The following is an 11,909-nucleotide window of genomic DNA, read 5'->3' as shown; positions in this document are numbered from 1 at the left end:
AAGGGCTGGAACAATGCGGGCCACTTTGTAGAGCGTTTTCGCGGGGGAGTTGCGGGTGCAGATTCAGGGACATTACGAGCTTCAATTCGAAGCGGTGCGCGAAGCCTTCGCCGCACTGTTCGACGATCCCCAGGAACGCGGCGCAGCCCTGTGCATCAAGGTCGGCGGAGAGACTGTCCTCGACCTCTGGTCCGGTACTGCTGACAAGGACGGCGCCGAGGCCTGGCACAGCGACACCATTGCCAATCTGTTCTCCTGCACCAAAACGTTTACTGCGGTCACCGCGCTGCAACTGGTCGGCGAAGGCAAGCTGCAACTGGATGTTCCGGTTGCGCGCTACTGGCCGGAATTCGCCGCCGCCGGCAAAGAATCCGTGACCCTGCGCCAATTGCTCTGCCACCAGGCCGGTCTGCCAGCTCTGCGTGAATTGCTGGCGCCGGAAGCGCTGTATGACTGGCAAACCATGGTCGACGCTCTTGCGGCCGAAGCGCCATGGTGGACGCCAGGTACTGGCCACGGTTACGCCGCAATCACTTACGGCTGGCTGATCGGCGAGCTGCTGCGCCGCGCCGACGGTCGTGGGCCGGGTGAATCCATCGTCGCTCGTGTCGCTAAACCTCTGGGTCTGGATTTTCATGTCGGTCTGGCTGACGAAGAGTTCCACCGCGTGGCGCACATTGCCCGCGGCAAGGGCAACGCTGGCGATGCCGCCGCGCAACGCCTGCTGCAGGTGACCATGCGCGAGCCCGCCGCGATGACCACCCGCGCTTTTACCAACCCACCTTCAGTGCTCACCAGCACCAACAAACCGGAATGGCGGCGCATGCAGCAACCGGCGGCCAATGGCCACGGCAATGCGCGCAGTCTGGCCGGTTTCTACGCGGGCCTGCTCGACGGCAGTCTGCTCGAAAGCGACATGCTTGAAGAGCTGACCCGCGAACACAGCCTCGGCGAAGACAAGACACTGTTGACCCAGACCCGTTTCGGTCTGGGCTGCATGCTCGATCAACCGGACGTGCCCAACGCTACCTACGGCCTCGGTCCTCGTGCATTCGGCCATCCGGGCGCGGGCGGTTCCATCGGTTTTGCTGATCCTGAGCATGATGTCGCCTTCGGTTTTGTGACAAATACCCTTGGGCCATACGTCTTGATGGATCCGCGTGCGCAGAAGCTCGCGCGGGTACTTGCCACTTGTCTGTAAAGTTTCATCCGAGGTCCCAGGGTCGGAACCTCAAGCGGTTTTTCGTTTCAAAACGGCTGTTTATCCGGGCGAAAGTGCTCTGATTTTTCATTACTTCATTTTGTGGATTTTCAATGTCATCGAAAAAGACCCTCGCCCTGGCCCTGTGTGTAGCGATCACCGGTTGCGCACAGACCCCTAAAAACGATGCGGACGGCAGCAGTTGGTGGCCGTTCGGTTCTTCCGACAAAGTGGCGGCCAAGGAGCCGGCTCCGGCGCCTTTGAAGCCGGCGGCGACTGCACCGGTGGCCAAAACTGAAAGCAGCAACCCTTGGTACTGGCCGTTCGGTTCCGATGACGAAGCCGCCAAAGCTGACATGAAGGCAGAAGTAGCGCCTGAAGCCAGGAAACCGGTTGCCGTGGCCAAGGCTGACGCCGATACCGGCAGCAAATGGTGGTGGCCGTTCGGCGGCAAGGATCAGCCGACCACTAAAGCGGTGCCGATGCCCGATCCGAAAGTCACTCAAGCCTGGCTGGATGACTACGAGCCGCGCCTGCGTGAAGCGGTCAAGGACAGCAACCTGCAACTCGAACGCCGTGAAAACGTGCTGGTCGTGACTGCCCCCGTCGAAGGCTCGTTCAACCCGGATCGTCCAGCCATGCTGCTGCCGGTCACCCTTGGCCCGTTCACTCGTGTAGCAAAAATCCTTGAAGCCGACCCGAAAACCGCCGTGCTGGTTCTTGGCCACAGCGATTCCAGTGGTGCCGCGCCTGCCAACATCAAACTGAGCCAGGAACGTGCCCAGTCCATTGCGGCGATCTTCCGTCTCAGCGGCTTGCAGCGTGATCGCCTGATGCTGCGCGGCATGGGTTCCGAAGCGCCGCGCGCCGCCAACGACAGCGTTGAAGGTCGTGCCCTGAACCGTCGTGTCGAACTGCTGGTGACCCCACAGAACACCATGGTCGCGCTGCTGAGCAAGTACAACATGCCCGCGCCGAAGCCGGTGACCCTGGTCGCGGCGCAAGACGTCAAGCCAGCTGCCAAACCGGTAACCCCGGCTCCTGCGGCGAAAAAAGCTGCTGTTCCGGCAACCAAAAAGGCTCCGGCCAAGAAAACCGCTGCCAAGGCTCCAGCGAAAAAAGCTCCAGCCAAGGCCCCAGCGAAGAAAACTGCACCAGCCAAAGCCGCCGCGACCGACAAGAAAGTCGCCGCGACCGATACCACCAAGAAGTGATCCGCTAACGAAAAGGAATGCGCCATGACCCAGGCTCTGGCAGATATGCGTCGTGATTACACCCGGGATGGTCTGACCGAGGCGCAAGCCCCGGCCGAGCCGTTTGCGTTGTTCCATCAGTGGTTCGCCGACGCGGTGAAAACCGAACAGGCACCGGTGGAAGCCAACGCCATGACCCTGGCCACGGTCGACATGGCTGGGCGACCGCATTGCCGCATTCTGCTGCTCAAGGGGCTGGACGAGCAGGGCTTCACCTTCTTCACCAACTACGACAGCGCCAAGGGCCAGCATCTGGCGGCCAACCCGTTCGCTGCCATGACCTTCTTCTGGCCGACCCTCGAGCGCCAAGTGCGCATCGAAGGGCGGGTGGTGAAGGTCACCCCTGCGGAGTCCGATGCGTATTATCAGGTGCGTCCGCTGGGCAGCCGTCTCGGTGCCTGGGCATCACCGCAGAGCCGGGTGATCAACGGGCGCGGTGAACTGGAAGATCTGCTCAAAGCCACCGAACAGCGTTTCTCCGATAGCCAACCCGACTGCCCCGAACATTGGGGCGGTTACCGCTTGCTGCCTGAGCGCATCGAGTTCTGGCAGGGCCGTCCGAGCCGTCTGCACGATCGCCTCAACTACCGTGTGCAGGGCGCCGACTGGATTCTTGAACGTCTGGCACCCTGAACAGTCTACCGAGCGGGATAGCCTGCCGCTGCGGCCTCCAGCCACTTCGGCAGATCCCGGCGCTTGATCTTCTGCGCCTAAGCGTTCGCCAACTGTTCGAGCATGAAGGCGCGTTTGCCCTCGTCCTTGCCGGCCAATGACAGCGCCAGGTCGCGATCCATCCAGCGTTTGATCCGCACGTACAACCACCAATGGAAGTACAAACCGGCGGCCGTGGTGACGACGATGATGAAGTAATCCATGAAAATCCTGGGGTCGGGTGGCGCAGAATCGGCAATTTGGCGCTACTGTAGGGCTATGTCAGGGAATGCGTGCGGCGTCTGTACCGCGCCTGAATGAAAGCGAATTTGTCCGGGCTGCGTCGTGACAGGCGTCAAGCCACGGAGTTTAATGACTATATGTTTCTTTGGAGTTGATGCTATGCGTAAGTCTGTTCTGCTGGTTGCTTCCTTTTCCACGATGGCGATGTTGCTTACCGGCTGCCAATCGAGCCTGACCGGTGACTCCTACTCCCGTGACGAAGCGCGTCGCGTGCAGACGATTCGCATGGGCACCATCGAATCCCTGCGCCCGGTCAAGATCGAAGGCACCAAAACCCCGATCGGCGGCCTCGCCGGTGCGGCAGTCGGCGGTGTTGGCGGCAGCGCTATCGGCGGCGGCAAGGGCAGCATCGTTGCTGCGGTCATCGGTGCGGTGGCCGGTGGCCTGATCGGCTCGGCGACTGAAGAAGGTCTGACCCGTACCCAGGGTGTGGAAATCACCGTGCGTGAAGACGACGGCAGCATGCGTGCCTACGTGCAGCAGGTTCAGGAGAATGAAGTGTTCCGCGTTGGCGAGCGCGTGCGCATCTCCACCGTTGGCGGGACCAGCCGCGTTTCGCACTAAGCGGAATTCGGGGTAAAGAAAACCCCGATCAGGTGACTGGTCGGGGTTTTTTGTTGGTCGCTTACCAATGGTCGCGGTAGACGAAAGCGACCTGAAAGTCGAAAGAGGATAAATCAATGGTTTGTCTAAAATGGGGTTGCAGGATATTGACCCATTGCGAGGGCACATCGAATCCTCCGTTGTTCACATTATTTTCGATTGGCATTCCAAGTGATTCGATAATTGAACCGTCGTCACCGAAGTCTTTCGATAACTCTTCTCCTTCGCCCAGTTCAGTTTTCTTGTCATACCATTCAAGCCTGGCTCTTAATCCCATAGACCCCTCATAGAAATTTCTTAATGCTGCGTTTCTTCTTTTTTGGCGGATCTAACTGCTTACCGGTTTTGTGGTCGAACGATCCCAAGTGAGTGCCATCACTTGCCCGGTACGTCTCAAGTTCTCCATGTAGAAAATCCCATTCATATATTGTTCTGCCTTTCGCATCCGTCCAGCGATCTCGGAGACCACCCGCGTATGGGGTTTTCTTTTTTGCTCTTCTCAAACCGGGAAATGCAGTGATATCGCGTGTTTCGGGAGCAGGATGGTAGGTATGTCCAGCTTCGGCGGTACCGTGGCGTCGAACATTTAGAACAATATAAACCGGCCGAACCCCGGAGTTAGGGGGAAACACCAGAATAAAATCCCGGTACTCCGGCGGATAAACCGGGTTAACCAGAATCCCTTCTGCCGCTTTCGTCGGCGGATAAACCCAGATGTTCGGTGCCTGCGGTGCAGCCTCCAGCGCGGGAATACCAAGGATGTCCGAGCCATCTACAGCAGGCGTCCAGATCAGTTCTACGCCTTCGCCCAAGTCAGCAATGAACTGGCTGCCACGCAACTTGAACTGCACGACATCAACCATTTCCCAATCGCGATTCTTGCCGGTGTAGAAGCCGTAGCCCTTCAGGCAGCCGTCGGCCTGCTGTTCGACCCTCAACCGAACACGCGTTCGCGCCTGTTCAAGTCCACGCAGTTGTTCGTCGGTATAGAGCGCGCTGTCACCAAGGCTCGATGGCATGAACAGCGCAACCAAACCAACTAAAGGCGCAACAGCCGCACTAGATAAAGCAGCGGGCAGTGCTTCAAACACCGATCCCGCCAACGCCAGACTGCCAAACCCAACTGGAATAGCTGTCGCACCGATTTTCTTTAGAGGAACTGCGCCGTTTTCATCGGCCTCACGCGCGCCTAGCAGGATCAGGTCGCCGTAATCCTTCAGGCTGTCAGTCGGCACCATCCCCGAAGGACTGGAGTAATCGATAATCGCATCCGGCAATTTGCAGGACTTGGCGAATACGCAGCCGGCACGAACGGCCTCTGTCTTTTTGACCGCCACCTCACGGCTGCGCTCGAAAGCCTCCTGCCGCGCCAGCATGCCGTCGTAAGCGTTTTGTCTGGCGTCGCGCTCGGCCAGTTCAGTGGCCGTCATATGGCGGTAGGTGACGTGATGCCCGTCGCCTTGCGGTGGGTTTTGAGCCCGAGGAATCTCCTTGTTGCGAGCCACTGATCGTCCTTTCGCTCATCCATCGACAGCCCTTCGCAAAGGGCTGCGCAACGTTAACGAAGGAGGAAAATGGTGGCTGTAGGACGCGTCTCTAAAGACGTGGGGATTGTTCGACGGATTCTGATCTGTAGATAGGCTGTTGTTCGAGACTCAGAGGATTGAGCCCTCAGGAAAAATTCGTTCAGCGCACTACAGTAATTTGTCGAGCACGAACTCTTTGAACCACGGTGGCTGAGTATCTGATTTGATTTCAATCAACTCGCCATCAGTGATTTCCGCAATCTGCGTGAGGCCCTCGCTACCTTCATCCGAGTTATCGAAAATATAAGCTCTGTTGGAGGTCAGGATGGCATCAGATAGAAGCTCCAAAGATCTCCAATACCGCGCTTCTATTTTTTCAGGGGGAACGCTGTGCCCGCCTTGTGAGACTCGATAGGCGACCCTGGCAATGTTGATCTGAGGATCGGCGGTAGCGACGTAGTAAACATACACTCTGTAACCGGAGGCGTGAGCTTCAGCGAGCAGTTTGACCTTGTCAGAGGACGACATGACGGTTTCAAACGTAAAGCTGATGCGCTCTTTGATCAAAGATCTTCGTATGAAGTCGGAAAGGGCTGATGCGACGTAGGAGTCGATTTCAGTATTTGCGAAGCTGAGCCGTTCACCGTCAATTGTCAGAGAATCCAGCTTTGCCAATGAGTGAGGGGCTTTCTTGAGCAAAGCGTGCTCACGGAAAAACTCAAAAATGTCTTCTTGTGGTCTTCGATACGATAAGAGGTGAAGTCAAAAAAACCGGTATCTTTGATTGAGCGCTCTATGTCATCAGGATTTATGTAGTTGCCCAGCAAATGCGCGGGAACCAGTCGATTGAAAGTGCTTTTTCCTGACCCGTTGGGCCCAGCGAATATCCGTATTCTCGGTGTGCTCAAGAAGTGACCTGTTTCGAGGATTTGTTGATGTGCAGGCGAGTGCCGCTTTTCAGGTTTCCGTAGGTACCGATTGTGCGCAAAGCGACAGAACTCTTCTCTGTCACTTCAAACAGCTGACCATCTTTAGCAACGAGCACCGCGGCGCCATTGGCGAGCGCCATCTTGTACGCGTTGCTGAATGCCTTCAGAGCGATATCCGGAATTCGCGATTCCTGTACGGAAATCTGATCGTCCGTCATTGGGCGTTTTTCTGCTTTACGTGACATGGATGACTCCAGAAACGATGTTGCGTAGGTGTGGCTGTCAATGAAAGATATAGCACACTTGCAAGGTTCAGAGCCAAGCCCCTCTATATAGAAGGGCTATGATTTCTTAAGGAAGCGTTTCAGACGTTTTGCAGAGTATTCCGGCGACTCGCCGCCGCCGTCACCGCATAACCAATCAACGCCGCCAGAATCGACCCGGTCAAAATGCCCATCCGGTCCATGCCTGCGTAGTCACTCACACCCGGCTCAAACGCCAGCGAGCCGACAAACAGGCTCATGGTGAAGCCAATGCCGCAGAGGATCGCCACGCCCAGCACCTGACCCCAGTTGGCGCCTTGCGGCAGGGCGGCGATGCCGGTTTTGACCGCGAGCCAGGTCAGACCGAACACACCGACGGTCTTGCCCAGCAGCAGGCCGACCGCAATACCCATCGGCACGTGATGGGTGAAGCTTTCCATGGTGACGCCGCTCAGCGACAGGCCAGCGTTGGCGAAGGCGAATAGCGGCAGGATGCCGTAGGCCACCCACGGATGCAGCGCATGTTCCAGGGTCAGCAGTGGCGACGGCTCGGCGTTTTTCGTGCGCAGTGGAATGCAGAAGGCCAGGGTCACGCCGGCCAGCGTCGCGTGCACTCCGCTTTTGAGTACACAAACCCAGAGGATCAGACCGATGATCATGTAGGGCCCGAGTTTGACCACCCCGAGCCGGTTCATCGCCACCAGCGACGCAATGCAGGCCGCCGCCAGACCCAGCGACAGGGTCGAGAGTTCGCCGGAGTAGAAGATCGCGATGATCACGATGGCACCGAGGTCATCGATGATCGCCAGGGTCATCAGGAACAGTTTCAGCGATACCGGCACACGCTTGCCGAGCAAGGCCAATACGCCGAGGGCGAAGGCGATGTCGGTCGCGGTCGGAATCGCCCAGCCATCAAGGGCTGCCGGGTTGTCACGGTTGAGGAACCAGTAGATCAGCGCCGGTACCAGCATGCCGCCGATCGCTGCCGCGCCGGGCAGGACGATTTGCGAGGGCTTTGACAGTTGGCCGTCGAGGACTTCGCGCTTCACTTCCAGGCCGATAAGCAGGAAGAACATCGCCATCAGACCGTCGTTGATCCACAGCAGCAGGGGTTTAGCGATTTTCAACGCACCGATCTGCGCCACCACGGGGGTGTCGAGCAGGCCGGTGTACAGCCACGACAGCGGCGAGTTGTTGATAATCAGGGCCAGGACGGCTGCGGCGATCAATAACAGACCGCTGGCAGCTTCCAACTGAAAGAAACGCGTGAAAGTGCTACGCAGAGGCAAGGTCGCTCTCCATCGAATCGTCAAAAAGGTGGGACACCCTAACCCGTACTGTTAGTTGTTAAAACAAAAGTTATATTCTTTTTTGTTATATGTCGTTACAAGGTGTCTGGCCCAAGCCACGCTGAGCCTAGCAGTTGCCTGACATATTGAGACTCAGCTGTATCTGTGCGCGCTATCGGAATTTTCCTAAGCTGATGAGTGAGCCTTTCGAACAGGTTCATCTCCTGCCGATTCAACGAGAACCATCACCATGAGCGACAACCGACAGTGGGCCCGCGAAGCCATCCGCATCATCGAAGCGGATTTTCAGCGCAGCGCCGACACCCACCTGATCCCTTTGCCGCTACCAGGTTTTGCGGGCATCGAGTTGTACTTCAAGGATGAGTCCAGCCATCCGACCGGCAGTCTTAAACATCGCTTGGCCCGTTCGCTGTTTCTCTACGCGCTGTGTAACGGCTGGCTGAAACCTGGTGCGCCGGTGATCGAGGCGTCCAGTGGTTCGACGGCGATTTCCGAGGCGTATTTCGCGCGGATGCTCGGTTTGCCATTCATTGCCGTAATGCCAGCGACCACCTCCAAAGAGAAGATCGCGCAGATCGAGTTCTATGGCGGCAAAAGCCATCTGGTAAAAGATCCGACGCAGATCTACGCCGAATCCGAGCGTCTGGCCCGTGAGCACGATGGCCATTTCATTGATCAGTTCACCTACGCCGAGCGCGCCACTGACTGGCGTGCGAACAACAACATCGCCGAATCGATTTTCCAGCAGATGCGCTACGAAAAGCACCCGGAACCAAGCTGGCTGATTTCCAGTCCGGGCACCGGCGGCACCACCGCTACCCTCGGTCGTTACGTGCGCTATCGCCAGCATTGCACTCGCGTGTTGTGCGCCGATGCCGAGCGTTCGGTGTTCTTCGATTACTACCAGACTGGCAATGCCAGTTTGCGTCTGGATTGCGGTTCGCGCATTGAAGGCATTGGCCGGCCTCGCGTTGAGGCGTCGTTTCTGCCCAAGGTGATCGATGCGATGGTCAAGGTGCCGGACGCCTTGTCGCTGGCGGCCATGCATTATCTGGCGCAGCGTCTGGGCCGGCATGTCGGCGGATCGAGCGGGACCAATCTGATCGGCGCCTTGATGGCGGCGCAGCAGATGCAAGCGGCGGGGGAGTCGGGGTCGATCGTGGCGATTCTGTGCGATGGCGGCGAGCGGTATGCCGACACGTATTACGATCAGGATTGGCTGCAGGCGCAGGGGTATGAGCTGGCTGGGTTGATCGAAGCGGTGGCGGCGAGTGCCGAGCGCGGTGAGGCGCTGCCGACTTCAGTCCTGCGTGCCAATATCTGACACACCGAAATCAACTGTAGGAGTGAGCCTGCTCGCGATGGCGGAATAACATTCAACATTGATGTTGAATGGACTACCGCTATCGCGAGCAGGCTCACTCCTACAGGGTTTTGTGTCAGTCAGTCAGGCCGAGAATATCGCGCGCCACGGCTTCAGCAATGCGAATCCCGTCCACACCCGCCGACAGAATCCCGCCCGCATAACCCGCGCCTTCACCGGCCGGGAACAAGCCTTTGACGTTCATGCTCTGCAGCGTCTCGTTACGGGTAATGCGCAGCGGCGAGGAAGTGCGGGTCTCGATCCCGGTCAACACCGCATCGTGCAACGAGTAACCGCGAATCTGCTTCTCGAACGCCGGCAACGCTTCGCGGATTGCCTCGATGGCAAAATCCGGCAAGGCCAAGGCCAGATCACCCAGCGCCACACCCGGTTTGTACGACGGTTCGACTTCGCCCAGTTCGGTCGAAGGAATGTCGTTGATGAAGTCGCCAACCAGTTGCGCCGGCGCCTTGTAATCGCTGCCGCCGAGGATAAAGGCGTGGGATTCCAGACGTTCCTGCAACTCGATCCCGGCCAGCGGCCCGCCCGGATAATCGACTTCCGGGGTGATGCCAACGACGATGCCGGAGTTGGCATTGCGCTCGTTACGCGAGTACTGGCTCATGCCGTTGGTGACCACGCGATTTGGCTCGGAAGTCGCCGCGACCACGGTGCCGCCCGGGCACATGCAGAAGCTGTAGACCGAACGGCCGTTTTTGGCGTGGTGCACCAGTTTGTAGTCGGCGGCGCCCAGTTTCGGGTGGCCGGCATATTTGCCCAGACGCGCGCGGTCGATCAGCGATTGCGGGTGTTCGATGCGGAAACCCACCGAGAACGGTTTGGCTTCCATGAACACGCCACGGCTGTGGAGCATGCGGAAAGTGTCGCGGGCGCTGTGGCCGAGGGCCAGAACCACGTGTTTCGAATGCAGGGTTTCGCCGCTGGCCAATTCGACGCCGACCAATTGGCCGTCTTCGATCAGCACGTCGGTGACGCGTTCCTGGAAGCGCACTTCACCGCCCAATTCGCGGATCTGTTCGCGCATGTTTTCAACCATGCCGGTCAGACGGAACGTACCGATGTGCGGCTTGCTGACGTAGAGGATTTCTTCCGGCGCGCCGGCCTTGACGAACTCGTGCAGGACTTTGCGGCCAAGGAATTTCGGATCCTTGATCTGGCTGTACAGCTTGCCGTCGGAGAACGTGCCCGCGCCGCCTTCGCCGAACTGCACGTTGGACTCGGGGTTGAGTACGCTTTTACGCCACAGGCCCCAGGTGTCCTTGGTGCGCTGACGGACCTCCGTGCCACGCTCGAGGACGATCGGCTTGAAGCCCATTTGCGCCAGCAGCAGGCCGGCGAAGATTCCGCACGGGCCGAAACCGACGACGATCGGGCGCTGGCTCAGGTCGCTCGGCGCCTGACCGACGAATTTGTAGCTGACATCCGGCGCCACGTTGACGTTACGGTCGTCGGCGAACTTGCCCAACACTTTGGCCTCGTCGCGCACTTGGAGGTCGATGGTGTAGATGAAGCACAGTTCGGAGGACTTTTTGCGCGCATCGTAGCTGCGCTTGAACAAGGTGAAATCGAGCAAGTCATCGCTGGCGATGCCCAGGCGCTGCACGATGGCAGGGCGCAGGTCTTCTTCGGGATGGTCGATTGGCAGCTTGAGTTCAGTGATTCGTAACATGGCGAGGATCCGGGTTCGCGGGGCGCACAACTGCGCCAAGGCGTTTGAAGGCGGCGATTATAAGCCGCAAAGGCCGGATCCGGTGAGGCTAAAACGCTCAGTCGTTGCGCGATCCGCCGAAATACCCGCAACCGCGCTGCACCTGGCCGTCGATGCGCAACTCGGCGCTCATGTGCTGCACGCTGCCGGTGCTGCTGTCGACGCAGCGTTGCGGCGCGACCCACAATTCGATGCGCTGGTTGTTGGCCTCGCTGCTGAGGTTGAAGCGGCCGTCGCCCAGTTGTTCTTCAACATAAGGTACGGCGAGTGGTGGCTGGCCTTCGCGGTCAATGACCATGCCTTTGCCGCTGACCTTGACGTTCCATTCCGGGCCATGGCCGGCAGCGCGCAGGATCAGCAGTTTGAAATTGGGGTCGTCGCAGGCTGTGCCGGAGCGTTCGACGCGGTACAACTGAGTCAGATCGAGTCGATCGCCCGAGACTTTGCCGCGAACATCGGCAAACAGTTTGCCTTGCTCGTCGGCCAGAGTGGCGGCTTCTTGCAGGACGCTGGTGCCGCCGATGTCATTGACCACCAGTTGGCGCTGATCCTGACACGGCTGGAACACCAGTTTGCCGTCGGCGGCGGTCAGCTGCCCTTGCATCCGCGTCTGCCCGACGTGCGAGGCACTTTCTCGCTGGCCATCGAACAACTGGCAGGCGGCAAACAACGGCAGCAGGGCAACAACGGCTAACGAACGGGCAACACGCATCTTCGGCTCTCCAGACAAGTGCCGCCACGTTACGCAGCCTGTCAGGCAAATGCAAAAGATCGCCGC

Annotated in this window: 11 protein-coding genes and 2 pseudogenes; 5 read left to right on the top strand and 8 right to left on the bottom strand. The window is 58.7% G+C overall.

Translation table 11 applies throughout. From position 1 onward, the window contains the following. Positions 1-55 precede the first annotated feature (55 nt). The 3 genes from AK821_RS27660 (at position 56) to pdxH (ending at position 3,087) form a co-directional block, all read left to right on the top strand. Positions 56-1,201 carry a serine hydrolase domain-containing protein gene (locus AK821_RS27660; RefSeq protein WP_064393078.1) on the top strand — a complete coding sequence of 382 codons (1,146 nt, stop codon included), beginning with the start codon at positions 56-58 and terminating at the stop codon, positions 1,199-1,201. Between the two features lie 113 nt (positions 1,202-1,314). Continuing rightward, positions 1,315-2,415 (top strand): OmpA family protein, encoded by a 1,101-nt coding sequence (locus AK821_RS27655; RefSeq protein ID WP_064393077.1) that lies wholly within the window; start codon positions 1,315-1,317, stop codon positions 2,413-2,415. A 24-nt stretch (positions 2,416-2,439) separates the two neighbouring features. Next, on the top strand, positions 2,440-3,087 hold the full coding sequence (gene pdxH / locus AK821_RS27650) for a pyridoxamine 5'-phosphate oxidase (RefSeq protein ID WP_064393076.1): 648 nt from the start codon (positions 2,440-2,442) through the stop codon (positions 3,085-3,087). A 5-nt stretch (positions 3,088-3,092) separates the two neighbouring features. On the opposite strand, the pseudogene AK821_RS27645 reads toward pdxH, so the two are convergent. Further along, positions 3,093-3,329 (bottom strand): annotated as a pseudogene (locus AK821_RS27645) (hypothetical protein). 178 nt (positions 3,330-3,507) lie between these two features. On the opposite strand from AK821_RS27645, the gene AK821_RS27640 reads away from it, so the two are divergent. Then, positions 3,508-3,972, top strand: a complete 465-nt coding sequence (locus AK821_RS27640) for a glycine zipper 2TM domain-containing protein (RefSeq protein ID WP_007918566.1) — start codon at positions 3,508-3,510, stop codon at positions 3,970-3,972. A gap of 61 nt (positions 3,973-4,033) precedes the next feature. On the opposite strand, the gene AK821_RS27635 is transcribed toward AK821_RS27640, so the two are convergent. The 5 genes and pseudogenes from AK821_RS27635 to nhaA form a co-directional block, all read right to left on the bottom strand. Further along, on the bottom strand, positions 4,034-4,288 hold the full coding sequence (locus AK821_RS27635; RefSeq protein WP_064393075.1) for a colicin E3-like toxin immunity protein: 255 nt from the start codon (positions 4,286-4,288) through the stop codon (positions 4,034-4,036). A 7-nt stretch (positions 4,289-4,295) separates the two neighbouring features. Further along, complete coding sequence (locus tag AK821_RS27630; RefSeq protein ID WP_064393074.1) at positions 4,296-5,516, bottom strand: S-type pyocin domain-containing protein; 1,221 nt, start codon at positions 5,514-5,516, stop codon at positions 4,296-4,298. A gap of 189 nt (positions 5,517-5,705) precedes the next feature. Continuing rightward, a pseudogene (locus AK821_RS27625) lies at positions 5,706-6,445 on the bottom strand (zeta toxin family protein). Further along, complete coding sequence (locus AK821_RS27620; RefSeq protein WP_064393073.1) at positions 6,442-6,711, bottom strand: hypothetical protein; 270 nt, start codon at positions 6,709-6,711, stop codon at positions 6,442-6,444. Before AK821_RS27620 ends, AK821_RS27625 begins: the two are co-directional and overlap by 4 nt. 119 nt (positions 6,712-6,830) lie before the next feature. After that, positions 6,831-8,018, bottom strand: a complete 1,188-nt coding sequence (gene nhaA / locus AK821_RS27615; protein ID WP_064393072.1) for a Na+/H+ antiporter NhaA — start codon at positions 8,016-8,018, stop codon at positions 6,831-6,833. A 250-nt stretch (positions 8,019-8,268) separates the two neighbouring features. Between nhaA and AK821_RS27610 the strand changes: the two genes are divergently transcribed. After that, entirely contained in the window at positions 8,269-9,363 is a 1,095-nt protein-coding gene (locus tag AK821_RS27610; protein ID WP_064393071.1) for a PLP-dependent cysteine synthase family protein, read from the top strand. Between the two features lie 115 nt (positions 9,364-9,478). Here the strand turns inward: AK821_RS27610 and AK821_RS27605 are convergent, their stop codons facing one another. Then, positions 9,479-11,092, bottom strand: a complete 1,614-nt coding sequence (locus AK821_RS27605; protein ID WP_064393070.1) for an NAD(P)/FAD-dependent oxidoreductase — start codon at positions 11,090-11,092, stop codon at positions 9,479-9,481. Between the two features lie 97 nt (positions 11,093-11,189). Further along, positions 11,190-11,843 carry a COG3650 family protein gene (locus tag AK821_RS27600; RefSeq protein ID WP_064393069.1) on the bottom strand — a complete coding sequence of 218 codons (654 nt, stop codon included), beginning with the start codon at positions 11,841-11,843 and terminating at the stop codon, positions 11,190-11,192. Positions 11,844-11,909: the final 66 nt, after the last annotated feature.

Origin of the sequence: Pseudomonas sp. RIT-PI-r, from assembly GCF_001297015.1 — a bacterium.
In the GTDB taxonomy this organism is placed as follows: Bacteria; Pseudomonadota; Gammaproteobacteria; order Pseudomonadales; family Pseudomonadaceae; genus Aquipseudomonas.
This window is presented reverse-complemented; position numbering and strand designations above follow the sequence as displayed.

Coding starts and splice junctions, on each gene's coding strand:
- AK821_RS27635 (WP_064393075.1), bottom strand. CDS start 4,288: ATGGGATTAAGAGCCAGGCTTGAATGGTATGACAAGAAAACTGAACTG.
- AK821_RS27600 (WP_064393069.1), bottom strand. CDS start 11,843: ATGCGTGTTGCCCGTTCGTTAGCCGTTGTTGCCCTGCTGCCGTTGTTT.
- pdxH (WP_064393076.1), top strand. CDS start 2,440: ATGACCCAGGCTCTGGCAGATATGCGTCGTGATTACACCCGGGATGGT.
- AK821_RS27610 (WP_064393071.1), top strand. CDS start 8,269: ATGAGCGACAACCGACAGTGGGCCCGCGAAGCCATCCGCATCATCGAA.
- AK821_RS27620 (WP_064393073.1), bottom strand. CDS start 6,711: ATGTCACGTAAAGCAGAAAAACGCCCAATGACGGACGATCAGATTTCC.
- AK821_RS27605 (WP_064393070.1), bottom strand. CDS start 11,092: ATGTTACGAATCACTGAACTCAAGCTGCCAATCGACCATCCCGAAGAA.
- AK821_RS27655 (WP_064393077.1), top strand. CDS start 1,315: ATGTCATCGAAAAAGACCCTCGCCCTGGCCCTGTGTGTAGCGATCACC.
- AK821_RS27640 (WP_007918566.1), top strand. CDS start 3,508: ATGCGTAAGTCTGTTCTGCTGGTTGCTTCCTTTTCCACGATGGCGATG.